The organism is Candidatus Poriferisodalis sp., from assembly GCF_965204125.1.
In the GTDB taxonomy this organism is placed as follows: domain Bacteria; phylum Actinomycetota; class Acidimicrobiia; order Acidimicrobiales; family Poriferisodalaceae; genus Poriferisodalis.
In genome coordinates, this window is record NZ_OZ241968.1 from 908,721 (window position 1) to 935,027 (window position 26,307).

Annotated in this window: 19 protein-coding genes; 4 read left to right on the forward strand and 15 right to left on the reverse strand. The window is 66.7% G+C overall.

The window, feature by feature from the left end; genetic code table 11:
* Positions 1-25: 25 nt before the first annotated feature.
* From ACOGXD_RS04375 to ACOGXD_RS04395, 5 genes are all read right to left on the reverse strand, one after another.
* Complete coding sequence (locus tag ACOGXD_RS04375; protein WP_419916699.1) at positions 26-1,228, reverse strand: RecB family exonuclease; 1,203 nt, start codon at positions 1,226-1,228, stop codon at positions 26-28.
* Entirely contained in the window at positions 1,218-6,746 is a 5,529-nt protein-coding gene (locus tag ACOGXD_RS04380; protein ID WP_419916700.1) for a DEAD/DEAH box helicase, read from the reverse strand. Before ACOGXD_RS04380 ends, ACOGXD_RS04375 begins: the two co-directional genes overlap by 11 nt.
* A gap of 427 nt (positions 6,747-7,173) precedes the next feature.
* Positions 7,174-8,511 (reverse strand): IS1380 family transposase, encoded by a 1,338-nt coding sequence (locus ACOGXD_RS04385; RefSeq protein WP_419914043.1) that lies wholly within the window; start codon positions 8,509-8,511, stop codon positions 7,174-7,176.
* Between the two features lie 74 nt (positions 8,512-8,585).
* Positions 8,586-9,212, reverse strand: coding sequence for a hypothetical protein (locus ACOGXD_RS04390; protein WP_419916701.1), 627 nt, complete (start codon positions 9,210-9,212; stop codon positions 8,586-8,588).
* 275 nt (positions 9,213-9,487) lie between these two features.
* Entirely contained in the window at positions 9,488-12,436 is a 2,949-nt protein-coding gene (locus ACOGXD_RS04395; protein ID WP_419916702.1) for a hypothetical protein, read from the reverse strand.
* A 252-nt stretch (positions 12,437-12,688) separates the two neighbouring features.
* On the opposite strand from ACOGXD_RS04395, the gene ACOGXD_RS04400 reads away from it, so the two are divergent.
* From ACOGXD_RS04400 to ACOGXD_RS04410, 3 genes are read left to right on the forward strand one after another with little or no spacing between them, the layout of a single operon-like run.
* Positions 12,689-14,041, forward strand: a complete 1,353-nt coding sequence (locus ACOGXD_RS04400; protein WP_419916703.1) for a glycosyltransferase family 4 protein — start codon at positions 12,689-12,691, stop codon at positions 14,039-14,041.
* Positions 14,041-14,823 carry a class I SAM-dependent methyltransferase gene (locus ACOGXD_RS04405; protein ID WP_419916704.1) on the forward strand — a complete coding sequence of 261 codons (783 nt, stop codon included), beginning with the start codon at positions 14,041-14,043 and terminating at the stop codon, positions 14,821-14,823. Before ACOGXD_RS04400 ends, ACOGXD_RS04405 begins: the two co-directional genes overlap by 1 nt.
* A complete protein-coding gene (locus ACOGXD_RS04410) occupies positions 14,813-15,838 on the forward strand; it encodes a prenyltransferase (RefSeq protein WP_419916705.1) in 1,026 nt (341 codons plus the stop codon). The genes ACOGXD_RS04405 and ACOGXD_RS04410 overlap by 11 nt, the downstream gene beginning before the upstream one ends.
* On the opposite strand, the gene ACOGXD_RS04415 is transcribed toward ACOGXD_RS04410, so the two are convergent.
* The 4 genes from ACOGXD_RS04415 to ACOGXD_RS04430 form a co-directional block, all read right to left on the reverse strand.
* Complete coding sequence (locus ACOGXD_RS04415) at positions 15,819-16,448, reverse strand: class I SAM-dependent methyltransferase (protein ID WP_419916706.1); 630 nt, start codon at positions 16,446-16,448, stop codon at positions 15,819-15,821. The two genes, ACOGXD_RS04410 and ACOGXD_RS04415, sit on opposite strands and share 20 nt — an antisense overlap.
* Positions 16,445-16,885, reverse strand: coding sequence for a GtrA family protein (locus ACOGXD_RS04420; RefSeq protein WP_419916707.1), 441 nt, complete (start codon positions 16,883-16,885; stop codon positions 16,445-16,447). The genes ACOGXD_RS04415 and ACOGXD_RS04420 overlap by 4 nt, the downstream gene beginning before the upstream one ends.
* A gap of 72 nt (positions 16,886-16,957) precedes the next feature.
* Positions 16,958-17,461: a DoxX family protein gene (locus ACOGXD_RS04425; protein WP_419863055.1), complete on the reverse strand. Its 504-nt coding sequence runs from the start codon at positions 17,459-17,461 to the stop codon at positions 16,958-16,960.
* Between the two features lie 63 nt (positions 17,462-17,524).
* Positions 17,525-17,992: a GNAT family N-acetyltransferase gene (locus ACOGXD_RS04430; RefSeq protein WP_419916708.1), complete on the reverse strand. Its 468-nt coding sequence runs from the start codon at positions 17,990-17,992 to the stop codon at positions 17,525-17,527.
* A 57-nt stretch (positions 17,993-18,049) separates the two neighbouring features.
* Here ACOGXD_RS04430 and ACOGXD_RS04435 point away from each other — a divergent pair, with 57 nt between their 5' ends.
* A complete protein-coding gene (locus ACOGXD_RS04435) occupies positions 18,050-18,913 on the forward strand; it encodes a PAC2 family protein (protein ID WP_419916709.1) in 864 nt (287 codons plus the stop codon).
* A gap of 37 nt (positions 18,914-18,950) precedes the next feature.
* Here the strand turns inward: ACOGXD_RS04435 and ACOGXD_RS04440 are convergent, their stop codons facing one another.
* The 6 genes from ACOGXD_RS04440 to fdhD form a co-directional block, all read right to left on the reverse strand.
* Positions 18,951-21,296: a [protein-PII] uridylyltransferase gene (locus ACOGXD_RS04440; RefSeq protein ID WP_419916710.1), complete on the reverse strand. Its 2,346-nt coding sequence runs from the start codon at positions 21,294-21,296 to the stop codon at positions 18,951-18,953.
* Positions 21,293-21,757: a hypothetical protein gene (locus ACOGXD_RS04445; protein ID WP_419916711.1), complete on the reverse strand. Its 465-nt coding sequence runs from the start codon at positions 21,755-21,757 to the stop codon at positions 21,293-21,295. Before ACOGXD_RS04445 ends, ACOGXD_RS04440 begins: the two co-directional genes overlap by 4 nt.
* Entirely contained in the window at positions 21,757-22,635 is an 879-nt protein-coding gene (larE, locus tag ACOGXD_RS04450) for an ATP-dependent sacrificial sulfur transferase LarE (RefSeq protein WP_419916712.1), read from the reverse strand. Before larE ends, ACOGXD_RS04445 begins: the two co-directional genes overlap by 1 nt.
* A gap of 19 nt (positions 22,636-22,654) precedes the next feature.
* Positions 22,655-24,508, reverse strand: coding sequence for an acyl-CoA dehydrogenase (locus ACOGXD_RS04455; RefSeq protein WP_419916713.1), 1,854 nt, complete (start codon positions 24,506-24,508; stop codon positions 22,655-22,657).
* A 112-nt stretch (positions 24,509-24,620) separates the two neighbouring features.
* Entirely contained in the window at positions 24,621-25,313 is a 693-nt protein-coding gene (locus tag ACOGXD_RS04460; RefSeq protein ID WP_419917349.1) for a chlorite dismutase family protein, read from the reverse strand.
* 18 nt (positions 25,314-25,331) lie between these two features.
* Positions 25,332-26,180, reverse strand: coding sequence for a formate dehydrogenase accessory sulfurtransferase FdhD (fdhD, locus tag ACOGXD_RS04465; protein WP_419916714.1), 849 nt, complete (start codon positions 26,178-26,180; stop codon positions 25,332-25,334).
* Positions 26,181-26,307: the final 127 nt, after the last annotated feature.

Below are 26,307 nucleotides of genomic sequence, written 5' to 3' on the forward strand. Positions count from 1 at the left end.
AACGTAGCGGTCGACAACCCCCTCCTCATCGCTCGACATATACCTCGGATGCGGAAGCAAGGGAGGCCACGACCTGGTCGTTGTCGGAGGCAGGCTCGATATGTGCATCAAGGACGCGTAGATGTGCTCCGACCCTGATCGCTGATGTGCCATCGGTGCCGAGCAGCAGCACATCGTCGCCGTTCATGAGGCGCAACGTCCAGGCTCGCGGTCCACAGGACTCTGTGATGATTCCTCGCAGATCGCCACGACCGACGGAGTTGGCCTGAAGCTCTGTGAACTGCCAGTACGGATCGCAGAGATGTCGGACAGAACATCGTCGGCAACGCTCCGTCGCAGGTCGGGCCTCTGGTGGGTACTCGGCGAGGTGCTCCTCAAGGCGCGCAATTCTGGCCGCTGTTTGGCGTTCAATTTCTTCGAGTTCGATCTCGTCTGGCACAGCTATGTCGACGTCAAGGCCGGGGTACGAAGCACTGAGCCGGGTTGCGTACGGACGAAGCGGATCCGGATGGTCGCTGCGGGACCACAGCAAGGCATAGAGCCGTAGCTGTTCGGCGTGTTGCGGCGACGGCTCGCCGGTCTTGTAGTCCACAATGTGGACATCGGTGCCGGCCAGCGTCACTAGGTCGGCTCGACCGATCAGTCGAAGCGAAGTCGATCGGAGCGTGAACTCCGCGTAGGAGCCGTCGGGTAGATGCCGGGTTCCCGTCACTTTCGGGCCGGCCTCGGCGGACGGTTCCCGCTGGGGGTCCCGAGACAAGAACGGTGTACGCGATACAAGTGCCTGCGTCTCTCTTCGCATGTCAGCAACGCGCTGCAGGAGGTCGCCTGCGATTTGCTCGGCCGTGTCACGGCATCGCGGATTGTCCCCGAGTTCCTGGATCCGCTCGTCGATCGCCTCACGGATGACTTCGCTAAATCCGCCCAGAGACCGCATCACCGACACCGCGTATTCGTCTTGGGGGCCCGTGCAGCCGTTGGCGACGAGCGCGCCGACGATTGTCTCGAGGCTCCGGTGCACAACCTCGCCCGCTAAAGCGGCGCCGCTTGGCCGGTCGGGGTATCCGTTGCCTGGCCACAGGCCTAGGTAGTCAGATCTCCTGAGGCTCCAGCGCCTCGGGCAGTCTTCGGCCTCGGTCAAGCTTGTGTAGCTGAACCGAGCTGGCGCCTCAGCCCAGATGCCTTCGATTTCTTCGATTCCTGCCACGAAGTGTCGGTCAGATGCCATTGACACGCTGAATGACCCCAAGGGTCGCGGCAGGCAAATTTTGCCCGACAACGATGTCGTTGATGAGCTCGATCTGAGTTCCGGCGCTGTATTCCTTCGCGTCACGAAGCAAGGGATCTGCGGGATAGTCGGGAGCGAGTGGTGCGTGTGTGCCGATGATGAGCGTTCGGCCATTCTTTATGGCCGCTATCGGTGCGATCAATTCACCGATTCCCGGCACCTGCACTGAGTAGCTGCGTTCGAACTGGACGCCTTCAATTCCGTGCCGCACGAGGTCAGCATGAAGGCGGTCCAGCGAGTGCTCGACGCGCGAGGGCTCCAGAAGGGGCTCTTCGTCACGCAGCAGATACTTGAGAAGACTCGCTCCGACGAAGCGGTCGAGATGCTGGTGCTCGAAGCGATTTCTGAAGCTGCGAATGCACCGGTAGCAGCTCCTGTCGCAGTCGGCGGGGCAGTCTTCAAGTACTGCTAGGGCCTCCAAGAGCACTTGGTGACTCCGCAGACCCACCTCTCGGGCGAAGCCGGCGCCACCGGGCAACGTGTCGTAGAGGTAGATCTCCGCCTCGAGACCGAGCTTCCCCTGTTCCGTGAGTGCGGGCCGGTACTCGGCTTGGAGTTCGCTTGCATCGATTTCCAGCAGTCGTGTTGCGGCGATCGTGATCGCTTCTGCGACAGTGCGTAACGCGACCTGAGTGGGCAGGGCACCTGGTCGAAGGATGATTGGATGGTCGACTCGTAGCAGCAACCGAAGCACATCGGAAACGAATTCGGTGCCGAGCACCAATCCGCTTGTAGCCAACCCACCTTCACATTCTTGCTCTCTAGGGTCGGGAAATGGTTTGGGGTGCTCTGCGCGCACGTGGCCCGCGGGGAAGGCCGTCGGGCTAATCAGCCCACATCTGAGGCAGCATGTGTATCCCCTCTGGCTGGGGCCCGTGTTCGTGACCAGCAGTGACGATCTGTCGTAGAAGTGACGGATTCTCGAAGTGACGTCTTGCCAGCTTTCCGAACCCGATGGCGAGGCTGCGACCAGCTGCGCTCGAGTCGCGTAGCTGCGCGCTGGCTGATCGTCGGGAGATGTTTGTTCGGTCTGGTCCTGAGGGTGGGCGAACCCCGGGGGGCGCAGCCAGTGACGAGCCTCGCCGAACTGGTCCCTCGCCCCGCACGCCGGGCAGTCGCGAACCTCTCCGGGTTCAGATTCCGACCGGCTCACAGTCATTGCGAAGCGGCAGACCGAGCACTCAAAATAGATTCGCCGGTCTCGCCACGCGTCCGCCCTGCCCGAGAGCATGGGTGAGTACAGCGCACCCGAAGTCCACAGCTTGCCGTCGATCCAGACACTCTTGCCCGGCGCATACTGCGTCAGCGCCACGGGCAACCCTTGACTTGGCGCGTAGTGAAATGCCGGACGATACAGGGTGGACCCCTCGGCATCGAAGACGTGAAATGACACCACGTCGGTTGGGAAGGCATAGCGAGGAAGAACGCCCTTGTGCAGGAGCCGGTGAAGAAGGTTCTCCTTCGCAAGCTGGGGATCGGACCGTTCCTCCCCTGCTTCATCGGGCAGTTCTAGAGCCGATTCATCTTCACTCTCTTGCGTTTCACCAGGTTCTTGCTCCGCGTACGTCTCGTCGTGATGTTCTAGATCCCCTTCGAGCGCGTGGCGAAGCACCTGGATGGTTCGCTCTGGGAAGTGCTCGATGATGTCGTGGCGATCGGTGTCATCGAGTTGGCTGGGAAGCCACGCATCAAGCTCGGACCCGAGTATCCCCTTCTCGGTCTTCAGCCACTGTGCGAAGTCGCTCAAGTTCAGCGCTGCCGAATCGTCGACGAAGTCATCGACCTTTCCGAGTACCTCGAAGAGCTGCGGTTGAGACTCGGGGTCGATCGCTGGCAGTCGAACCGAGAGGTACCGCTGAAGTAAGAAGGCTGTCACATGTCGGCGGGCGATATCGGCATTGTCCAGACACAGGATCGGATCGTCGACGTCACCTCGAATCATCTCGTCAGGGTGGCTGAAGTAGTGCTCATCATGGCTGTCCGCGCTTCCAAACCCGATGACGGTGGCGACAGCGTTGCCTCGGCGGCCGGCACGACCGGCACGCTGTTGGTAGTTCGCTCGAGCGGGTGGCATGTTGCGGAGCGCTACACCCGAGAGCGCACCAATGTCGATACCTACCTCCATCGTGGTAGTACACGAAAGCACATCGATCGCCGAACGAGCGCTCTGGCCGATCGCTTCCGTGATGTCAATGTCTTGGAAGAGCAGCTCGTGCTCTTCGGCCTTGGAGAACACTGCGTCGCGATGAGCTTCCCCCAGTTGGGCAGTGTGCTCTGCTGCGACGAGGACAGTTGGAGGCTTCCTTTGGGGGCCGAGCAAGTCCACGGCGGCCGCTCGGTAATGCCCTTTGCGCGCCCTAAACACCGTGTCCGCTTCGGGATCAATCTCTTCGACATCCTCGCGGCAGCACGAAACGCATCGGTTGCTTCCCGGGAACGGCCGTTGTGTCGTCTTGCACGTCCGGCAATAGGCCCAGCCGGGTCCCGCATCCAGGGTGAGCCGCGATGCCTTGATCCGCCAGGTACTGCCTTGGGGTTCGCACAGGCGGTCCAGCAGTACCGGCAACCAGATGCTCTCGAATTCTCGTCGTGACGCAGCATCGCCTAGCCACCCATTCAGTGGAGGGAACGAGCCTCTGCGTCCTTTGACTTCGTTTAACCACCAACTGGAGGGCATGTCTGCAAACCACAAGCCTGCTGTGGTCCAGTGACTGATCCATAACCGCGCTAGGGCCAACCGCTTCTCGTCCGAGTCATAGTGCTCGGTCGTCGGCAGCGCCTGGAGCAGTTCGCCGCTATCGAGTTCGACGAGGGAGGCGAGCGCGAGCGGTTGCAGGCCCGTCCACTTGTGGCGGATTGTCGTGACGATTGCCCGTAGTAGAGACTCGGGCGCCGTCTCCGATCTTGACCTGAAGTAGAGATGCATCAAGGCAGCAGGGTCGTCCAGATCTGAGTCATCCATGCCGTCGAGTTCTCGCTGCAGTTGGGTGGACTCGCCTGTCCGCGACTCATATCGCAGTCGAACCCCACACAGCCGTGCACCGAGCATGACCGCGAGGTAAGCGTCATCGAGATTGACATGAGGGCCGAACGATTCGTGCTTCTGGAGTTCACGCAGCCCGAGCAGCAATAGCGGCCTCACAGCATCGCGCATTGCGAATGTCTGCAGATTCGGCGCGAGGCGAGCGGCCAGTTGTCGAGAGTCAGAGAAGGCAAGCACCTTCCTGCCCCGCAGCGGTGCGAACGTAGATGCCTGTTGGGGCCCCGGCGACTGAACGTCGACCTGTCGAGCAACGACTGACTGGAACGGCTGATCGCCCTTGGTTTGATGATCTTGGACTGACGACTGGCCGAAGTTCGCGACTTGGCCGCACACTCCGCAAGGACGGAACTCGCCGCTGGCGCGGGTTGAGTATTCCTCTTCGTCGTCATCGTTCTCGACCGTTGTGGTCTCGCGGTCTCGAGGCAGGAAAACTGTCCGGCACCGCTCGGGGTCCTCGACTGGGTCCAGCCGCCCGGTGACGAGGTCCAAGTCGAAGCGCTCGGCAACTCCCGGCATCGGTTCTTCGAGACAGATATCCAGCGGTGCTAGCTCGAAGACCTCACCGGATGCGTGTTCGAAGGACTCGCCCGGTTCGGACCACAGGAAGACCGGCGCCAGAACGTCATTCGTATAGGCACGAGCGTACGCCGAGCCACAATTCCGGCACGTGTACATCTCAAAGACCCGCGCCCCGCAGTCACAGCTCTCGCGAGGTTGAGAGAAGAGTTTCCCTATGGGTCCTTGTTCTTCGACTTCCGTGCAGTGAGGGTCGAGGCATGCCCAGAGCCCTGGCAAGCCCCGCAAGAATGTATGCACCCGACACGGCAGGGTTCCCCGAGCGAGCGGTGAAGGCCGTGCGATGCTCCCGAGAGCGATCAGCGAGGTCAGCGCTGCATCCGCACCGTCGTTCGGGCCGGCGAACACGTCGGTGGCGAGCTCCGCGAGCGGGCGTGCTTGCTGCATCGTCGTGTTAATGAGCCGACCCATCGGCGGATATGAGTCCAGTGCGCGGTGCAGGAGCATCTCGACGCTCCCTTGATTCTCAACTTGACGCCAGGTCACGAAGCCCTCGACCGCGCTTCGGCGGATCCGCTCATCTGGGGAATGGAGGTCATTGAGCGGGATCGCGGTCAGTTGTCGAATGTCCTCGGCTGTGCCCGGTGCATCTGTTGGTTTCAGGTCCAAGTGCCCCGTGATGCCCTCGAAGTCGGCGGACTCCTTGCCCGACAGTTCGGCTGCGAAGTCACGGGCGGAAGCCGGGTCCGCGAAACTTGCACTGGTACAGATGACCTTCAGACGTTCCGCTTCGATTCCGAGCCGAGCCCGGAGGCGTCGGATCAGCAGTGCGACTTCCGCACCGGCAGCGCCACGGTAGAGATGGGCCTCGTCAATGACCAATGTGAAGTCTCGTTCAGGGTTGCCGCTGAGCCAGTCCTTCGTGGCCTCGAAGATGGGCCGTTCAAGGGGGCGCATCAGCATGTACTCGAGCATCGAGTAGTTGGTAACGAGTACATCAGGTGGCGCTGCCAGTACTTCGTGCCGCGTAAAGAGTTCGGAATCCTCGGGGAGGGTGACTGCACGCACGAACTGGCCGTTACGCTGCCATCTGCTTCCTTTCTCGCCGAACCAGGTAGCCAGATCCGGCTTGGCTGGCCATTTGCCGTGATGCCGCAGTTCCTCGATCAGTTTCTTAGCCCGTTGAGCTTCGTTGCCTGATCCACTCTCCCGGTTGAGAAGTTCGAGGTAGAAGCTGTCTATTGGCTTGAGCCGCTGTGTGTCCTTGCTACTTGTGCGAACTCCTGGGTAGAGGGTCCGGCTGGTGTAGCGAGCGAAGCGTGCGGGCCTGCCAGCCCATTGCATGTACCGCTGAACGACGTCATCGTTACCAAACAAGCGTCGCAGCCGCGCCAATTGGTCATTGACGAGCGCATTCATGGGGTACAGGACAAGCGCGCGCATCGCCGGGGTCGCAAATGAGTCCGGAGAGTCGCACGCTTCCATCGCCAGCTGGGCCAAAATCGGTGACAGGAAGGTCTCGGTCTTGCCCGATCCAGTTCCCGTGGTCACGACGAGGCTCTGGTTCTCCAAGATGGCACGTTGAAGGGCCTCGGCTTGGTGAGCGTATGGCGGATCATGGAGCAGCGTTCCGCGGTCGCCGACGCGTGCCATCAGTGTCAAGATCGCTTCAGCTGGTTGTGGCAGGCCCAACTGGGCAAATGTCGGACCCGAGACGTAACGCGGAGTGGATTCGAGGTAAGGCTCTTGGACGATGACACCCGGTTGCTCAAGGAGCGCTCGACGCTGCCGGATGATTGTCTCGTCGCTGATGTGGTATTCGGCTTCAATGTGCTCGCGAAGGGCTCCGCCGATCCTGCTGATTGTGGCGCTGATCGTTTCATTCTCGGGTTCAATCACTCCGACGCATCCTTCCGCTCGGTTCGTCGCTGCATCCACAGGTGCTCGCAAACGAACGAAGCTTCAGCCCGAGCGTCCGCTGCAGAGAATTCGTAACCGAAGAGCGCCCGCGGCACTCGCACCGGCTGTCCAAGTAGATCCCAGCGTCGCTGCAACCACCTCGGCGGAGGGATCGGCAGCCCCAATTGCACCGCGCCCTGGCCCGTTCCTCGCACTCGAAGCTCTAGCCCTGACTATTCATGAGGGCGCGGGTTGGGGGCGTTGGGGCCGGTTTTCGGCGTCGGTTTGAGGGTCGGCGGGGGCGATGCGGTGTTGGCTGTGTCGGTGGCGGGTGGTTGGGGCGGTTGTGGGTGCGTTCGGCGGTTGTGGGTGCGTGTGGGGTGGGGCTGCGGGCGCGGGCGGTGGCCGTGTTGGGGGGCGTGGGGGTTCAGCGGGGGTGCTGGGCCGCGAGGAGCGCTCGGGCGCCGGGAAGCCGCGTGGGAATGCGTATGAGGGTGCGGCGGGCTCGGCGGCACACGATGCCGGGCAGGTGCCACAGTTGCCATCGGAGCCGTTTGGGTGCTGCTTTGGCGAGAGCGCCGGTGAGCTGGTGTGTCTGGAACCATGTCACGAGCGCGAGCGAGATGAGGCACATGGCGGTCCAGGCGCGGTTGGCGTTCCAGGCGGCGAACGGCATTCGTGCCAGGCCGGAGTCTTTGAGCCGTTCGATGCTGTTCTCGACGTGGGCGTGGTGGCGCATGAGCGTGTCGACATGGGCGGGGCTGCCGGGCGCGTCGGTGAGGAATCCCCAGTAGCGGAAGGTCTCTGAGGGGAACAGGCTGCGCCGGGCGCCGGCGTGGAGCGGCTCGCGTCGGACGATCAGCCGAGTCCCCTCGGGCCACTCGGTCAGGTCCACGAGCTCGGTGAGCTCGGCGACCTGGGTCCGGTTGGGCTTGCGGGCGTGCTTGGGGTTCGGCGCCGCAGGGACCCACATGTCGTGGTCGAGGCGGGCGGCGGCTATCGCTGCGTCGATGCCGTCGGTGGCGCGCGCGGTGACTGCGAAGCCGACGTTTCGGTCCCTGCACCCCAAGGCGATGCGCGCCGAGCATCCCGCCGCGTCGATGCGCACCAGCAGCCGCCGCCGCACCAGGTCCTTGGGGTCGCCGGCGCGGTGGCCCGCAGCGTCGGACTCGGGCAGCATCGAGATCGCACGGTCGAGCACGTGCAGGTGATCGGCGATGCTGTTCGCCGCCGCGTTGCCCGATCGCAGCATCCCCCACAGCGGCTCCCCCTCGTCGGTGGAGCACACCATCGGGTGGAACCCATAGCCGCCCTTGTAGTGCGGCGCCGCGCCTTGCTTGTTCTCCGAGTGCACCTCGACCAGCGTCGAGTCGATGTCCACCACCAGCGGCCCCGTCGCCGGCGTCTGAGGCCACACCCGCTCGCGCACCGCCCCCGCCGCCTGCCACAGCCCGTCGAGCTCCTCGTCGCCGACACCGCTGAGCGCACGCCACAGCGTCGAGTCCGACGCCACCGGCCCGAACAGCTCCGGCTGCGCGCGCAGATGCTCGATGTCGCTGCACGCCTCCCCGCCGCCCGCCAGCGCCAAGCACAGATGCGTCAACAGCACCCCCCGGTCATGGACCGGCGCCCGCTCCCCGCGCGGCACCAGCGCCCCCGACAGCTCCCCCGCCAGCCCCACCCGGTCCGCGAAGCCGCCCAGAACGAACAGCCCCACGCCCGACACTGCCCGGTCCCCGCCAGATGTCAGCACCGCATTGGACACGCTTCTAAGCTTCACCTCGGAGATGCCTTTCCGATCCGCACAATGTGTGCCTCGACAACACACATCGTCGCAGGTCAGAAAGGCTTTTCCGCGGACGCGAAAACCCCGCCACCCCAATTCTCATGAATAATCAGGGCTAGAGGATTGCCGCGCACGAAGTCGATGGCTGCTTGCAGCCGCCATGCCTCGTCACAGCCGCGTAGCGCCTGCGTCGAGTCAAGCGGCAAGTCGAGAAGCCGACATTGCTCGTCGTCTTGCAGATCGATGAGGCACCAGAGATCCGAGCCATAACGCTGACGACGACGAGCGATGAAGACTCCACGATCCGATGCAGCCGCTGGTCGCCATCGTCCGCGGTAGTAATGCGGCACCGCCTCGGGGTCGAGGAGGCGCAGGGTGTCGGGAGCTGTCGACAGCGACCGTTGCCGAAGCTCTCCAACGTAGGCATCGATGACCTCAGATGCCGGGCCTGGTTCCGGCTGTCCGGTCCAATCGGACTCGGGGATCTCATAGAGGCCGTAAGCACTGAGCGAAGCGAACACCTCATCGTCAGGTTCGTCGATTCGACGGAGGTATCCGGTCTCAACAATCCGGTCCTGCAGACTGTCTCCGACTATCGGCGCATCGTCCGGTCGTGTCCCGAACAGAATGAGGCCACCTAGCGGGCGCCGCACAAATCGAGGATGCCCCAGATAGATCACGCGGTACCGCTTCCCGGATCGTTCTTCCGTCGTCTCGACCAAATCACCGGCGGCAACCAAACAATCAAGTGTCTCTGCAAGCGACTCGGATTCCAGTGGAACTAGTTGTCCCAGTGCATCGCGAACCGCGCGGATGAGCTCCGACGGAGCTGAAGGGCACATGAGCGATGCCGCTCGTCGAAAGCTCGCCGCGGTTAGGCGACCGAGGTCAGGCGCAGATGCGAACCTGAGGGCAGCCGAGGTCGCATCGAGAACCGCCTGAGTCCCAATCGCTCTCAATCCCACTCCCAAGCCTGCCCCCGCTGCTCGGCGACGATGGCGAGCATTCGAGCACCTCGAAACATCACGGGGCGCTCCAGCACGACGTTGAAGTCCAGCCCCTGCTCGCTGGCCGACCTACTGTGCAGCGACTCAGGCACTGATGCGAGGCGAAGCAGCACCTCAGCAAGCCGAAGGCTGGAACCGTCTGATCGCACCACGCGCGACTCCACAACGTCCCCGCCAGTGCCGAGGCGCTGTGCAAGTGCAGAGAGTTGCCCCGTGGGCAAGGAACGTCCGAGTATCGCGGCATAGCGATCTACCGGCGGGTCGAGGGATGGACTGGCGACACTCGCCAGTTGCGCAATCTCTGTGCGCAGTGACTCCCAATCTCGGGGCTTAGCCAGACCCGCCTCGAGTTCGGCGATGCTCAGCGCGATGCGGTTCGCACATTTGTGCTCGAGTTTGGACCATGTCTGCCCGCCCACCATGGACGCGATCTCGCGCTTGACAGCGCCGCAAACGGCGTTTCGGCGATCGTGTGCAAGCCAGTCACCCGGGCATCTCGATCCTGACCACAAGGCTGCGAGATCGACAAGCCGAGTCAATGTTGCCGCTGAGCGACCACGAACCCCGATACGCACGAGACTCCGTGCCCGACCCAAGCGTCGGAAGTCGCGCACTGTTGGTGGCAGGATTGCTCGGGCCTCGTGACCGTCGAGCTGAGCGACGAACAAGCCACCGTCAGCGTCGAAGAAGTCGAACCCGAGCGGGTCCTCAGCCGTCGCGAGCTCGCGTTGGTGGGGTGTACGGAATGGGTAGCGGGAGACCTCCACGCTGCCGCCAGTGTCAGCGGATTGGTAAAGGCGTGCGACGGTGCGGCCACGTGATCGTCGGAAACCCCATCGCAGAGGCTCAAGCTCGCGCTCCAGCACGACACTGACGTGTCCGAGTTCATCATCACCAAGTTCGAGCTGGAAATGCGTTGCCTCGTCGTAGACGCTCTGGAATTCGGGCCGCCGGGCCACTTGGGCATCGAATACCTCTGGCCACTGAGCTGCGGCGAGCGGCAGCGAAACCGGAAAGGCACATTGAGCGGTGACCAGGTCGTCTGCGTTGCTCAACGCAACGGTCATCGTTGTGTTCAATCCGTAGGGTCCAACCGCTTCGACTGTCGATCGCCCGTCCCAGAGATCCTCGAGCGATGCACTCTGCGGGCGAACGCGAAGCCGCAGCGGCTGCCTGAACGTGCCATCAGTTCGCTCTGCCTCCACTTCGCGCAGGCGTAGCCCGACTCTGAGATTGGGAATTGGTCGACTTCCTTCGGGAACTAGGAATGACAGCCGCAGGTCATGCCAGCCCGGGCCCAGATCCGAGAGTTCCAAAGCGACAAGACCGTCTGTGGTTTCTTCCCACTGGACGTGAGCTTGTTCAGCTTCATCGAGTGTCGCCGTAAAGGCGGTGATCTCGTGATCCGACGACAGGCCCAGAATCGGCTCGTCACCAAGCAACCACTCGCCATACCCGACGCCATCCCAAGCCGCTGGAACGACGCCAAGAGGTGTGATCGTGACGCTGCTCTGTGCTTCGCACCCCAACGCGCGCATCATCTCAGATGCTTCTGAGCCCAGGTCTTTGGGTATGTCCATTGCCAATACGACGGCGCCATCGCAGTCAAGCGGTTCCTCGCGGACCCAATCGACTGGTGGAGCCTCCAGATCAGGGCCGAGGAGGAGGTACCGGCCACCGGGCCGCACTAGGCCGGATCTAACCAGGAGTCCCTTATCGTCGGAGCCTCTTTGGAACAGCCAACGTTCGTTGGGGGGTGTGCGTGCTTCCTCAGCAAAGAGTGCCGCTGTTTGCGGCGAAACTCGATCTAACTCGAAGACAGGTTCATCAACACCCGGCCAATCGGTGAGAACAACCTGCTGGCCCCAGTCGAGCAGCCAGCCTGTCGCGCGACGCTTTCCCCCCGTGCCGACAACGCGGCATTTGGCTTGCGCTATTTCTTGTCGGAGCTCACGACGCCTGGCGAACAGCGAGGTGAAATCAGGCACCCTCAAGCGCAACTGCCAGCCGGCATCCCCAGAGTGCAACCAGAATTCCACCGGTGACGTGGGAGGTGTGCGCCCATCGGCACTGCCTACGAATCGCCGTGGTGTCGCCGTACCGCGCAAAGCGCCCTTGACGCGGATCCGGTCCGCTGAGGACTTTGCGTCAGAGAGCCATCGACGAGCTTGGCGAACCTCGTTGAGATCACGCTTGATTCGCTCAAGCGCCGTGGAGTCGATCGTCGGGGTGTTCGCGCCATCGTCGAGCAAGGCAGCCGCCACGTTCCCAAGAAGTTCGGTGTTCTGCGCGAACTGCTGGAACCGCTTGGAGGCTGTGTGAGCGCGGGCCCCGAGGAGATGACCAAGACGGTCAGCGTCATCGAGCAATTCGCTGGTCAATGCGCCTCGGCACTCGTAGAGCAGTCGTGCCAACTGGCGCTGGAGATCCGTGGGCAAAATCGCGTGCGTGATGGGCCAACTGATGATGCTTCTGTGCTCGGCCCAGCGTCCTTGAGGCTTGGCGCCGAAGTAGGTCTGCTGGAACCACCGAAAAATGGACTTGACGTATTGCCGACCGATGCGTTGCTGCCAACCAGGAGCGCGTCGCTCAAGGGTCGGCCAATACTCGTCACCCTCGTATCGATATCCGATCTCAGTCGTGTACACGACGAATGGCAGCCGGTGCTCTTGGGATGGATGGGCCTGCGACATCCAAGACTTGACGGCATCGCCGAGCACGGACAGGTCTCCTTGGGCAAGCCCGTGTTCGATCGCATAGACACCGTGTGAAGTCGTAAGCCGCTGACGGGTCTCCGCCAAGGCTTGGAAATGGGCATCTAGCCGCTCATGCAACGCCGACAGTGTGGCCGCGACATCGTCCCTCGCTGAAGCGATGCCACTATCGGCTCGTGCCACATGGCCATCTTGCATTCGGGGTGCGACATTATTCCCTCTGGCCAATTGAGGGTGAAGGGAATGGCAACGGAACATTGCGCCACGCTCACATCGCTTCGAGATGCAATCGGTCAACGCAGATGCGCGATGAACGGCACCCGGGGGCGGGGACAGGTCGCCGGTAGCCTCACGCGACCTTGACGAGCTCGCCTGCTCGATCCGGCTCTGCCGGGCCGGTGCCTGCCGGGTTCTCGCATTCCGACGGAGGCTGCGATGGGTCCCGAAACCGGGCCGGCAGACATGCAGTCCGGCGACGAGCCGGCTGACAGCGGGCCGCCGTTGCGCATCGCACTGCTGACCTACCGCGGTCATCCCTGGGTCGGCGGCCAGGGCATCTATGTGCGCCACCTGGCACGTGAGCTCTCGGCCCTCGGCCACAGCGTCGAGGTGTTCAGCGGGCCGCCCTACCCGCACCTCGACCCCGGCGTCAAGCTGACCGAACTGCCCAGCCTCGACCTGTACCGCATGCCCGACCCGTTCCGGGTGCCCAAGCTGGCCGAGTTCCGGTCACCGATCGACGTGCTGGAGTGGCTCATCACCTGCACGGCCTCGTTTGCCGAGCCGCTGACGTTCAGCCTGCGCGCGTTCCGGGCGCTGCGCAGCCGGCTCGACGACTTCGACCTGGTGCACGACAACCAGTGCCTCGGCTACGGCATCGACTGGCTGCGGCGGGCCGGCATGCCCACGCTCGGCACCATCCACCACCCGATCACCGTGGACCGGCGGCTCGAGATCGCCCACGCGCCGAACCGCGGCAAGCGCCTCGCCATGCGGCGCTTCTACGCCTTCACCCGCATGCAGAACCGCGTGGCGCGCCGCCTCGACCGGATCGTGACCGTGTCCACCAACAGCTTCGACGACATCGTGACCGACCTCGGCGTGGACCCTGCCCGCCTGAACATCGTGACGGTCGGCGTCGACCCGGCCCAGTTCCGGCTCTTGCCGCATGTGACGCCGGTGCCGGGCCGGCTCATGACCACCGCCAGCGCCGACGTGGCCATGAAGGGCCTCGCCTACCTGCTCGAAGCGCTGGCCAAGCTGCGCACCGAGGATCCGTCGCTCCACTTGGTGGTGATCGGGCGTCCCAAGGACGACTCAGCGGCGAGCCGGCTCATCGATCGGCTCGACCTGGCCGGCAGCGTCGAGTTCGTGAGCGGCGTGCCCGACGAGCGCATCGTGGAGCTCTACAACGAGGCCGAGCTGGCGGTGGTGCCGTCGCTGTACGAAGGTTTCTCGCTGCCCGCCGTCGAAGCGATGTCGTGCGGCGTGCCGCTGGTGGCGACCACCGGAGGCGCGCTGCCAGAGGTCACCGGCGCCGACGGCGAAACCTGCCTGCAGGTGCCGCCCGGCGACTCGGAGGCGCTCGCGGCCCGCATCGGCTGGGCGCTCGCTCAGCCCGATCTGCGGGCAACCGTGGGAGCGGCTGGACGGGCGCGGGTGAAGGCGAACTACTCGTGGGCGGCCACGGCTCGCAAGACCGTCGAGCAGTACCGGGCGCTGCTGGACGACGCCCCAGCGCCGCCGCCACGCCGGCGCGACTTCCAGAGGCTGAGCTCGGGGCGCTGATGCTCACTGTCGACTACGAGCGTCTCGGCGCCGTTCGCGGCGACCGGGTGCTGGACCTGGGCTGCGGCGCGGGCCGGCACGCCTTCGAGAGCGCCCGGCGCGGCTGCGTCACCGTGGCGTCGGACCGCGATCCCGACGAGCTGCGCGCCGTCACCGACATGTTCGCGGCCATGGACGACGCCGGCGAGATCGACTCGCCGGACGACCAGCAGCTCGGCCACGCGGTCGTGGCCGATGCCACCGCCTTGCCGTACCCCGACGCCAGCTTCGACCGGATCATCGCTGCAGAAGTGCTCGAGCACATCACCGACGACGAGCGGGCCATCGCCGAGCTGGCACGGGTGCTGCGGCCCGGCGGCACGATCGCGGTGACGGTTCCGGCGCAAGCCGCTGAACGGGTCTGCTGGGCGCTGTCGGCCGACTACCACGCACCCGCTGTGCCCGACGGCCACGTACGCATCTACCGCGCCGGAGAACTGCGGGCGAAGCTGGCGGCGGCCGGGCTGTATGTCTCCGACAGTCACGGCGCGCACGGTCTGCACACGCCCTACTGGTGGCTGCGCTGCCTGGTCGGGCCGCACAACGACCAGCACCCGCTGGTGCAGGCCTACCACCGGCTGCTGGTGTGGGACATGACGACGGCACCGCCGCTGACCCGCACGCTCGACCGCTTTCTCAGCGCCGTGCTGCCCAAATCGACGGTGCTGTACGCCTACAAGGCCCGTGCGCACGAGGCGGTCAAGCCGGTCGCCGAACCAGTGGGAGCTGCACATGCAGCCTGAAGCGGCAGTCGTCACTGCGCCGCTGCTGACGAGCGCTGAGGTCGCTGCCACGGCCGATGCCATCGAGGCCTGCCAGCAGCCCGACGGTCTCATCCTGTGGTTCGACGGCGGGCACGCCGATCCGTGGAATCACGTCGAGACAGCCATGGCACTCGCGTCGGCGGGGCGCCACCGGGCGGCCGAAAACGCCTACGAGTGGCTGCAGGCGAACCAGCACGACGCGGGCAGCTGGCACAACTACTACACCGCGCTCGGTATCAAGGATTTCAAGGTCGACACGAACTGCTGCGCCTACGTCGCGGTGGGCGTCTGGCACCACTGGCTCGCCACCGGCGACCGGGGCTTCGTGGAGGCGATGTGGCCGACCGTGGCACGTGCGCTCGACTTCGTGGTGAGCCTGCGCACTGCCAGCGGACACATTCCCTGGGCCGTGCACGCCAATGGCACGCCGTGGCCCTATGCCCTGCTCACCGGGTCGTCGTCAATCGTGCACTCGCTGCGGTGCGGCCTCGCACTGGCAGAGCTGATGGGTGCGGAGCGGCCAGCGTGGGCGCGCACCCTGGCCCGCACTACGCATCAGATCCGCCACCGGCCCGACGGCTTCGAGCCCAAGGATCGCTGGGCGATGGACTGGTACTACCCAGTGCTGTGCGGCGCCCTCGACGGGGCGCAGGCCCGGTCTCACCTCGCTGCAGGCGCACCCAAGTTCCTGTTGAGTCAAGGCGTGCGCTGCGTGGCCGACCAGTCGTGGGTGACCGCGGCGGAGACCTGCGAGTGCGCGCTCGCCTACCTGCGCACCGGCAGCGCCGCCACTGCCCGCCGGCTCGTCGAGGCCACATCGGCGATGCGCAATGACGACGGCAGCTACTACACCGGCTGGGTCGTGCCCAAGTCGCGGACCTTTCCCGATGCCGAGCGCACCAGCTACACCGCTGCGGCTGTGCTCCTCGCCACCGACGCGCTCGACCGCCGCACCGGGGCCGCCGGCGCGCTCATCACGACGCCTGGCCGCTGACCGGGCGCCGTAGCACGCGCAGGCTGCCGACAGCGCCGTGCTCGATGAAGCCGTCGTCGAAAGCTCGCAGCCAGATCTCATAGGGCGGGCGGCCGCCGTCGGCGGGATCCGGGAACACATCGTGGATGGCCAGCAGGCCGCCCGGCATCACCTTCGGCGACCACGCCTCGTAGTCGGCGTGGGCCGGCGCCTCCCCGTGGCCGCCGTCGATGAACACGAGTGCCGCACTCGACCAGTGCGTCGCGACCGTGACTGAGTCGCCCACGATGGCCACGACGGTGTCTTCGAGACCGGCGTCGATGAGGGTCTGGCGCAGGATCGGCAGCGAGTCCATGCGGCCGCTGCTGGAGTCGACGAGCTCAGCGTCGTGATGCTCCCATCCGGCCTGCATCTCCTCGGAACCGCGGTGATGGTCGATGGTGAACAGCACCCCGCCGGACTCCGCTGCGGCGGCACCCAAGTACACCGCCGACTTGCCGCAGTACGAGCCGATCTCCACCAGCGGTCCCTGCGAGGCCACCTCGGCGGCGGCCCGGTACAGCGCCAAGCCCTCGTCGTGGGGCATGAAGCCCTTCACCTGCTGGGCCAGCGCCACCAGCTCGGAGTTCATCGCCCCTCAGAGGCTGAGCCCTGGGCACCGGCGGGAGTCTCGGGCCGGGCGAACAGCACCCGGTCGAGCAGGATGAACTTCCCCGCCCACAAGACCCCGAAGCCGATGAGGTTGGCCGCCGAGACAGCCACGGCCGACTGCCACCACCGGTCAGCCAGCGCCACCAGCAGCGACGAGATGCCGAGCCCGGCGAGGCTGTAGGCCCAGAAGGGCAGGATCTCGCCGGTGAGCGAGTGGCGGTCGGTGCGAGACCACACCCAGCGCCGGTTGGCGTAGTAGGCGGGCCCGGCGGCAACGCACACCGCCACCACGTTGGCCACGACTGCGGGCCAGCCCAGCACCGCATAGGCCACCACCAGCACCGACTGGGTCACCGCCACCGTGCCGGCCGACACCGTGCTGTAGCCGACCAGCCGCCCGAAGAGCCCCCACCTCATCGCTGGCGCCTCACTGCGGGGATCTCAGGGCGCGGGAGCGCTTTCCAGGGTGTCGCAAGCGCAGCGCAGATGTCACTGCTCCGCGGGAGCATTCGGCCGGTAGAACGCGGCCAGCAGCAACAGCGTGGAAACCAGCCCGCCGGCGATGGCGACCACGAACCAGACCGGCCCGCTCCAGTCGAGGCCGAGCGCGTTGTCAACCGACCAGTCGCCTGGACCGGTGGCCGCCACGGCCGCCGCCGCAACGGCCAGCACGAACACGTACTCCCAGCCCTCACGGATGATGAAGAAGCCGTTCTTGCGGTGGCCGACCCACCCTGCGGTGGTCATCACGCCGATGAACGCCATGGCGCTGAGGGGCGTCAGCAGCCCGAGCGCCAAGCCGATGCCGGCGCCGATCTCGGTGAGGGCGGCGAGGTAGGCGTGCAGCAAGCCTGGGCGCAGGCCCTCGGCGGCGAACCAGTTGCCGACGCCGCGGATGCCGCCACGGAACTTGGCGATGCCATGGAGCGCCAGGGTGACGCCGACGATCACTCGCAGGACGAACAGGCCCAAGTTGATGCTGTCTGGATCCATGGTTCTGGAGCCTCCTCAAGATGGTGCGGCCGTGAGCAGCGAGACGTTCGGTACAGACCGTACTTACAGGTCGAGTCGGTAGACGTTGGTGTTGCGCTGGTTGAAGCCGAGCCGGGCGTAGAGCCGGTTGGCGGCCTCTCGGTCGGGTCGAGAGGTCAGGTCGACCGTGCGGGCGCCCGCTTGCCGGGCGATCTCGATGGCCTGCCGGTTCAGCGCAGCACCGATGCCGCGGCCCCGTGCCGACTCGTCCACCACCACATCCTCGATCCAAGCCCGCAGACCGCTGGCCAGCGGGAACAGCACCAAGATCATCGCGCCCACGATCTCGCCAGCGCTGTCTCGCGCGATAAGCGCCGTGTTGGCCGGATGACCGACGATGCGCTCCAGCGCCGCGGCATCGGGCGGTGGCGAACTCGACAGCTGCGGGTGCAGCCGTGCGAACGCGCCGACCAACGCATCGTCGACAACGTCGCACACCTCAATGCGAACACCAGCGTGCGAGTCAGCCGCCGACGCGCCAGGTTCAGCCACGACCCGCATCGTACGCCCAGGGTCATGTGACAACAGGGTGCCGCTAGCCTCGCCGACGTGGGCCATCTTGAGTGGTTGGAGCGACCCGAACCCGGCAAGGACACCATCCTCATTGCAGCGTTCTCGGGCTGGAACGACGCCGGCGATGCGGCCACCGAGTCCGCCAAGTACCTGCGCCGGCGCTTCCGCTGCCATCCGGTGGCCCACATCGATCCCGAGTACTTCTACGACTTCGCCTCGGTGCGGCCCAGCGTGCAGGTCGTCGAGGGCGAGCGGAAGATCGACTGGCCCACGCCCGATGTGCGCATCGGCGAGGTCGACAACGGCCGGCCGGTGGTGACCGTGCTCGGCGTGGAGCCCCGGCTGCGCTGGCGCACGTTCTGCGACGTGATCATCGAGATGGCCGAATCGCTGGGCGTCTCCACGGTGGTCACGCTGGGCGCGCTGCTCACCGACACTCATCACAACGCGCCGGTCAACGTGGTGGGCGCCTCCAACAACGCCGCCCTCAACCTGAACATGGGCCTGCGGCAGTCCACCTACGAGGGCCCCACCGGGATCATCGGCGTGCTGAACGACGCATGCCACCGGGCCGGCTTCGACAGCGTGTCGTTTTGGGCCACCGTGCCCACCTACGTGCACAACTACCCGTCTCCGAAGGCCGCCCTGGCGCTCGCCGAGCGGGTGGGGCAGTTCCTGGGCGTGACGCTGGGCGAGTCGGAGCTGCACAGCGCCGCCGCCAACTACGGCCGCCAGATCGACGAGCTGGTCGCCGGCGACGACACGCTGGCCCAGTACGCGCAGCAGATCCTCGAGGAGTCGGCCGCCGAGGCCGTCGAGGACTTCAGCGAAATGGTCGAGAACCCCGACGGCCTCATCGACGAACTGGAACAGTTCCTGCGTCAGCAGGAACCGGACTGATCAGCTGCGTCAGCAGGAACCAGACTGATCAGCCGCGCTAGGCGAGGGCGTGGCGCAGGGCCAGCTCTACTTCTCGCTGGTGCGCCTCATCGATGACCGGCCCATCGGGGCCGACCACGTAGAACGAGTCGACCACCTCATTCGCCAGCGTCTGGATCTTGGCTGAGCGGATGTCGAGGCCCATCTCGGCCAGCACCCGGGTGACCTTGTAGAGCACGCCGATGTGATCCTCGGTGCGGACCTCCACGATCGTGGCCCCGGTGGCCGACTCGGCATCGAACGTGACGCGTGTGGCGGCCCGGGTCGCGGACAGCGCCCGGCGACGCCGGTACACCCGCGCCCGCTCGGCGATGCGCGCCTCCAGCGCCAGGTGCCCGCGCAGCGATCGGCGCACGTCGAAGATGACCCGGTCCCAGTCCACCGGCGTGTCGGGCGGCACGATCCGGAACGATGACACCGCCATGCCCGCCGGGCTCGAATAGGCGTCGGCCTGTAGCACGTCGAGCCCCCGCAGCGCCAGCACGCCGGCAGCTCGGCTGAACAGGCCCCGCTCGTCGGGCGCCACCACGGTCAGCACATCGTCGTCGACTCGCAGCGCCGTCTCGCCCGCCGCCATCAGCTCCACGACCTCTTCGGTGAGCAGGCGGCGGTGGCCCGGCGATGCCTGATCCGTGCCGCTCATGTGCTCAGTGGTCATCTCGACCAGGGCGGTCACCAAGTTCGACGTCCACTCCCCCCATGCCATGGGACCGGTCGCCAAGCAGTCAGCTTCAGTCATCACGGCCAGCAGTTCCAGGAACTCAGGCGTCTCGGCGGCCCGAGCGACCGTGGCCACGGTCAGCGGGTCGTCGAGGTCACGGCGAGTCGCGACGTCGGTCAGCAACAGGTGGTGCTGCACGAGGCGCACCAGCGTGTCGGCGTCGTCGGAGCTCCAGCCGCAGCGCCGGGCGATGGGGCCGGCCAGCCGCATGCCGGCCTGCGTGTGATCGCCCGGGTAGCCCTTGCCGATGTCATGCAGCAGCGCACCCATCACCAGCAGGTCGGGGCGTGCCACGCGGTGGGTGAAGCGGGCCGCCTCGGCGACGGCCTCGAGCAGGTGCCGGTCCACCGTGAAGCGGTGGTAGCGGGAGCGCTGGGGGCGATTGCGGTTGGGCGCCCACTCGGGCAGCACCCGCGTCCACACGTCGAAGTAGTCGAGCGTCTCGATGACGTCGACGGCCTTGTGCCCGCAGCTCAGCAGCTCCACGAAGAGCGCTCGCGCTCCGTGGGGCCATGGGTCGGGGAAGTTGGCCTGACGCTCGGCCAGCTTGTCGAGGCTGGCCCGGCTGATCGGTACGCCGCTGCGGGCCGACTGCACCGCTGCATGCAACACCAGCACGACATCGGTTGCGGGATCGCCCTCGATCACCAGCTCGCCGTCGCGCATCGACAGCCCGGCGATGTCGACCTCGGGGGCGGCGACCTCAGCGTGCTGGCGGGCGACGCTCGACCACAGCTGATCCGATAAGAAGGCGATGATGCGCCCGGCCTGTGCGATCTCGGCCACGAACGCATCGGCGTCGATGGCGCCTGATCGTTCGGCCACGGCATCCTGGTCGTCTGCCGACAGCACGTCGCTGCGCAGGCCGGTGGTGCGGTGCAGATCCACCCGTGCCCGCAGCAGCGTTTGGTAGGCCTCAGCAAGGCGTTCGGTGTCTGCGGCGGGAAGCTGCGCGCCTGCCAGCCGCGCCCAGCGGATCGCGTGCGCGTCACGCAGCCCGCCGCGGCCGGTTTTCAGATCGGGCTCCAGCAGGAATGCCACCTCGCCGCTCTGGCTGTGCCGGCGGCTCACGGCGCGCTGCAGCTCGTCGAGCCGCCCCGATGCGTTGTCACGCCAGTCGGCCGTCACTCCCTCGATGAGCCTTTCGGTCAGGCTTTCGTCGCCAGCGAGGTGGCGGGCATCGACCAGCGCCGTTGCCGTGTCGATGTCCGAGGCTGCCAAGTCCAGCGTGTCGGACAGCGAGCGCACGGCGTGGCCCAGCTTCAGCTTCTCGTCCCAGATCGGGTACCACAGGCGGTCGGCCAGGTTGCCGCCATGCGAGCTGTCCCCGAGTGCGCCGTGGCTCTCCAGCAGCGACTCGCGGCCGTCGTGCAGCAGGAGGAGATCGATGTCGCTGCCGGGGCACAGTTCGCCACGGCCGTAGCCGCCGACGGCCACGAGCGCCACGCCCGTGCCGGCCCCATTCGCGCTGTCCTCCGGTGCACTCGACAGCCCGCACTCGGCAGCTTCGGTCCCGAACCGCTCAGCCAGCCACGAGTCGGTCAGCTCCGACAGTGCGGCCGGCAGATCGGCGGCAGCAGCGGTGCGGATCAGAGCGGCCCGCCGCTCGCCGAACGCCGTCATCGCTGCCCCTCTGCTCTTCGACGCTGCAGCACTTCGAATGCCTTCGCTGCGCCCCAGGCGATGCCGATCGGGCCGAGGTCGGGTTCGATGTCGGCGAACGAGGCCGGGGTGAGTCCGTAAGGATCGCCGGGAAAGCGGGAGGCGTCGAAATCGTCGCGCTCGGGTGCCGGCACACCGCCGTCGGCCAACACCTCGGTCGGGAATCGCACGGCGCCGCGCAGCACGCTCAGTGGCGTGGTCTGCTGCTCGTCGACATCGGTGGCCAGCAGGTCGCGCAGCGGCGGGCCGATCTCGGCGACGCACTGCTCGCCTGCCGCTTGTGCCGGCTCGCCGAGTTCCCGTGCGGTCACGCCAGCACGCTCGCACGCCTCCGCCACGCACCGCTCCACCCATCCAGGCAGCGCAGCGATCGCTCCATCGGCCAGCAGCGCGGCCGCTTCGTCCACCGATGCAACGCTCATCAGCCGGCCTCGGAGGGGGCGGGGACAACGCAGTTGCCGTCGGCGAGGGCGCCGTTGAGGTTGCCCGAGCGGAAGCCTTCCAGGTCGAGCGTGACATATCGGTAGCCGACGCCGCGGACCGCCTCCACGACGGCTTCACGTCGGCGGACCGCCTCGGCGAGATCATCGAGCGGCAGCTCGATACGCGCCGTGTCGCCGTAGTCGCGCACCCGTAGCTGGCCGAAGCCCAGCCGGCGCAGTGCCGCCTCGGCTCGGTCGAGCCGTGCCAGCAAGGGCACCGTCACCTGCGTGCCATAGGGCACCCGCGAGGCGAGGCACGCAGCCGCCGGCTTGTCCCATGTGCGCAGACCCAGGTCGGCGCTGACCGCGCGGACATCGGCCTTGGCGAAGCCCGCTTCCACCAGCGGGAAGCGGGCGCCCCGGTCGCGTGCAGCGTGCTGGCCCGGCCGGTGATCGCCGAGGTCATCGAGGTTCACGCCCAGCACCACCGTGGCGCCCCGCGCAGCCGCCAGGGGCTCGAGTTGGTCCATGAGGGCCGATTTGCAGTGGAAACAGCGGTCTGCATCGTTGACGCGGTACGCGGCGCGCGTCATCTCGTCGGTCTCGACGGTCTGCCACGCCAGTCCCCACTCGGCCGCCAGGGCCGCGCAGTCGGCGGCCTCGTCGGTTGCGAGGCTGGGCGAGACAGCCGTCACGCACAGCGCCGTATCGCCCAGCACGTCGTTGGCCGCCCAAGCCACCAGCGACGAGTCGACACCGCCGCTGAACGCCACCACCACCGGTCCCGACTGCGAGAAGAACCCGCGCAGCCGCTCAAGCTTCCCGTCGGCGGGCTCAGCGCCGGGCATCTCGTCGCTCCCGCCCTCGCCCAACGTCATCAGTGCGGCGCCGGGCGATTCAGAGCCGGTCGGCCGGGATGGCGTAGAACAGCTCGGCGCCGCCGGTGACCGCGGGCACCAGCCCGCGAGCCGACGGCAGGATCTGGTCGGCATAGAAGCGAGCGGTGGCCACCTTGTCGGCGAGGAACTGCGGCGACGCAGCGCCGTCAGCCGTCGCAGCGCCCCCGTCGCGGGCGTCCGCAACCGTCAGGCCCTGCCCTGCCAGCAGCCCAGCGGCTGCCTCCGCACTGCGACCCAGCAGCCAGCCGCCGACCACCACGCCGGCCAGCCGCATGAACGGCGACGAGCCCGCGGCCACATCGTTCGGCGCCGCCGAGAGCTGGCCGCCCAGCCACATCGCCGCTTCGCCCATCGCCGCAACGCCATCGCCCAGCGCAACCCCGATCGCAGCCAGATCGGCATCGTCGCTCGCGGCCAGGCTGCCTGCAGTTGCGCCCATCTCGCCGATGAGCCGTGCCATGGCCTCCCCGCCTCCGAGCGGCAGCTTGCGGAAGGCCAGGTCGGCCGCCTGGATGCCGTTGGTGCCCTCGTAGATCGGGGCGATCCGGCTGTCGCGCCAGTGCTGCGCGGCGCCGGTCTCCTCCACATAGCCCATGCCGCCGTGCACCTGCACCCCGAGCGAGGTCATCTCGACGCCCAGGTCGGTGCCCCAGCCCTTGCTGATCGGGGTCAGGATCGCAGTGAGCTCGTCGGCCCGCTGCCGCTCGTCGGGATCGGTGGCCACGATGGAGCGGTCGATCGCCGCCGCATTCAGGTACATCACGCAGCGCATGGCCTCGGCGTTCGCCCGCATCGTCAGCAGCATCCGCCGCACGTCGGCGTGATCCACGATCGGCGACGATTCGCCCGGCGGCAGCTCGGCGCCGATGGCCCGCCCCTGCTTGCGGGTCAGCGCGTACTCGCGTGCCTGCTGGTACGCCCGCTCGGTCAGTGACAGCCCCTGCAGGCCCACCGACAGCCGGGCGTTGTTCATCATGGTGAACATGGCGCGCATGCCGCCGTGCTCCGGGCCCACCAGATAGCCGACCGCGCCGCCCTCGTCGCCGTAGGACATCACGCAGGTCGGGCTGGCGTGGATGCCGATCTTGTGCTCGGTGGACACGGCGCGCAAGTCGTTGCGGCGCCCCAGCGAGCCGTCGGCATTGACCAAGTACTTGGGCACCAGGAACAGGCTGATGCCGCGGGTGCCCGGAGGCCCCTCGGGCGTGCGCGCCAGCACCAGATGCACGATGTTGTCGGCCAGCTCGTGCTCGCCGTAGGTGATGAAGATCTTCGTGCCGGTGATGAGGTAGCTGCCGTCGTCCTGCGGGATCGCACGGCTGGTGAGCGCGCCCACGTCGGAGCCGGCATGCGGTTCGGTGAGGTTCATCGTGCCCGACCACTCGCCGCTGATCATCTTGGGCAGGAATGTCTGCTGCAGCGTCTCGTCGGCGTGGTGGGTGAGGGCGTCGATGGCCCCTTGGGTGAGCAGCGGGCACAGGCTGAACGCCATGCTGGCCGAGGTCAGCATCTCCTGGACGGCCAGGCCGACGCACCACGGCATCCCGCCGCCGCCGAAGTCGTCGTCGAAGGCCATGCCGTTCCAGCCGGCGTCGACGAACTTGCGGTAGGCATCGGCGAAGCCGTCGGGATGGGTGATCACGCCGTCGTCGAAGTCGAGCCCCTGCTGGTCGCCCGGCACGTTCAGCGGGGCAACCTCGGCGGACATGAAACGGCCGGCTTCGCCGAGGAGCGCGCTCGCGGTCTCCAGGTCGGCGTGCGCGAACCGCTCGTGGGCGGCCAGATCCGCCAGATCCGCCACGTGTTCGAGCACGAACAGCATGTCGTCGACGGGGGCGGAGTACTCAGACATCGCAACCTCGATTGGCGGTTGGTTCAGTGCCGGAACGTCTCAGTGACGCACCGGCCTGCGAACAGACTAAGAGGCTGAGCCGCTGGATTACAGGCCGAGTTGCCTGCGCCTGCTACCGCAGGCCGATGCGATCGAGAACCGTGGGGGTGTCGGCCAGCAGACCCGTATAGAAGGTGCCGAACTCGCCGTAGACGGCGCTCGCCTCGTCGAAGCGCATCGTGTACACGACGTCCTTGAGGTCGTCGAGGTGCTCGCCGAACAGCGTCACGCCCCACTCGAAGTCGTCGACGCCAGTGGAGCCCGTGACGACCTGCAGGATGCGGCCCCGGAACTTGCGGCCTGAGGTGCCGTGTTCGTACATCAGCTCGCGGCGGGTGTCGTACGGCAGCGTGAACCAGTTGCCGCTGCCTTCGGCCACGGCACCGCGGCGCTTCGACATGGGATAGAAGCAGAACGCCCGCTTGCCCTCGGGCGGCAGCTGCGGGTAGAGCCGCGGCGTCTTCATCTCCGGTGGCAGGTCGGGCGCGTACTCGCTCACCTCGGTCATCGAGACGTAGCTGTCGGCGACCTCGAGGCCTGCCTGCTGCACCAGCGTCTGCAGCTTGCGCAGCCGCCACAGATCGGGCCCCAGCGCCATGAAGCCGACGTCGGCCTTGTGCCCCAGCACGGCCACGGTCAGCACCTGGTGGTCGCTGTCGACGGTGGCCTCGACGGCGGCGAGCAGGCCCGAGCGGTCGGCTGCGGGGGTCAGCTTGCAGAACAGGTGCAGCACGCCCCACCCGACCGACGTGGTCACCTCTGGCATCCGTGACACCCGCGCAGCCTAGGGACGGGCCCCGGCAGGTGCGGCGGTCTCACCGAGACGCTCGGGAAGCCCCGCCAGGCCGCCGCTGTACACGTTCAGCTCGTCGCCGCGCGCGAAGCCTGCGAGCGTGATGGCCGCGGCCCGCGCCGACTCGATGGCCAGCGAGCTGGGGGCGCTGACAGCGATGAGGGTGCCGATCCCAGCCGCCCACGCCTTCTGCACCATCTCGAAACTGGCCCGACCGCTCACGAACAGGGCCATCGCGCCGGCATCGTCACGCCCGTCGAGCAAGCGCCGGCCGATCACCTTGTCGACGGCGTTGTGGCGACCGATGTCCTCGCGCAGCACATCGATACGACCCTCGGCGTCGAAGGTCGCGGCGGCATGCAGCCCGCCGGTGCGGCCGAACATCTCTTGCGCATTGGGCACTGCAGCCAAAACCGAGCGCACCGCATTGACGCTGAATTGACGGGTGCCCGCCAGCGGCCCGAGGCGGGCGGCCATGTCGGTGATGGTGGTGCTGCCGCAGATCCCGCAGGCGGCGCTGACGTTGCCGAGACGGGGCGTGGGCACGGGCGCCCTGCCGCCGGTCTCCACGGTGACGACGTTGTATTCGAACTCGGCCGCGGGGCCCTCGCCGCAGTAGCGCACCCCGGTGACTTCTGCGTCGCCGAGCAGCCCGTCGCCTGCGCAGAACCCCGCCGCCAGCTCGTAGTCGTGTCCGGGCGTGCGCATGGTGGTGGCCACCATGTGGCCGTCGAGGCGGATCTCGAGCGGCTCCTCCACCACGACCTCATCGGGCGACCGCTGCCAGGTGCCCTGCCGCAGCCGGTCCACCAGCACCCGCATCGTGCGCCCCCGCCGCATCCGGTCAGGGTACCGGCGCCCTTCGCTGCGCTCCGCCGCGGCGGTGTCTCCCAGGCGCGCAGCGGCCCGGGCACCAGACCCGGGCCATTGCGTTGGGTTGGGCTGCTCAGGGGAGTTGGTGAGGGCT

Coding starts and splice junctions, on each gene's coding strand:
- ACOGXD_RS04375 (WP_419916699.1), bottom strand. CDS start 1,228: ATGGCATCTGACCGACACTTCGTGGCAGGAATCGAAGAAATCGAAGGC.
- ACOGXD_RS04400 (WP_419916703.1), top strand. CDS start 12,689: ATGGGTCCCGAAACCGGGCCGGCAGACATGCAGTCCGGCGACGAGCCG.
- ACOGXD_RS04405 (WP_419916704.1), top strand. CDS start 14,041: ATGCTCACTGTCGACTACGAGCGTCTCGGCGCCGTTCGCGGCGACCGG.
- ACOGXD_RS04410 (WP_419916705.1), top strand. CDS start 14,813: ATGCAGCCTGAAGCGGCAGTCGTCACTGCGCCGCTGCTGACGAGCGCT.
- ACOGXD_RS04415 (WP_419916706.1), bottom strand. CDS start 16,448: ATGAACTCCGAGCTGGTGGCGCTGGCCCAGCAGGTGAAGGGCTTCATG.
- ACOGXD_RS04420 (WP_419916707.1), bottom strand. CDS start 16,885: ATGAGGTGGGGGCTCTTCGGGCGGCTGGTCGGCTACAGCACGGTGTCG.
- ACOGXD_RS04425 (WP_419863055.1), bottom strand. CDS start 17,461: ATGGATCCAGACAGCATCAACTTGGGCCTGTTCGTCCTGCGAGTGATC.
- ACOGXD_RS04440 (WP_419916710.1), bottom strand. CDS start 21,296: ATGACGGCGTTCGGCGAGCGGCGGGCCGCTCTGATCCGCACCGCTGCT.
- ACOGXD_RS04445 (WP_419916711.1), bottom strand. CDS start 21,757: ATGAGCGTTGCATCGGTGGACGAAGCGGCCGCGCTGCTGGCCGATGGA.
- larE (WP_419916712.1), bottom strand. CDS start 22,635: ATGACGTTGGGCGAGGGCGGGAGCGACGAGATGCCCGGCGCTGAGCCC.
- ACOGXD_RS04455 (WP_419916713.1), bottom strand. CDS start 24,508: ATGTCTGAGTACTCCGCCCCCGTCGACGACATGCTGTTCGTGCTCGAA.
- ACOGXD_RS04460 (WP_419917349.1), bottom strand. CDS start 25,313: ATGCCAGAGGTGACCACGTCGGTCGGGTGGGGCGTGCTGCACCTGTTC.
- fdhD (WP_419916714.1), bottom strand. CDS start 26,180: ATGCGGCGGGGGCGCACGATGCGGGTGCTGGTGGACCGGCTGCGGCAG.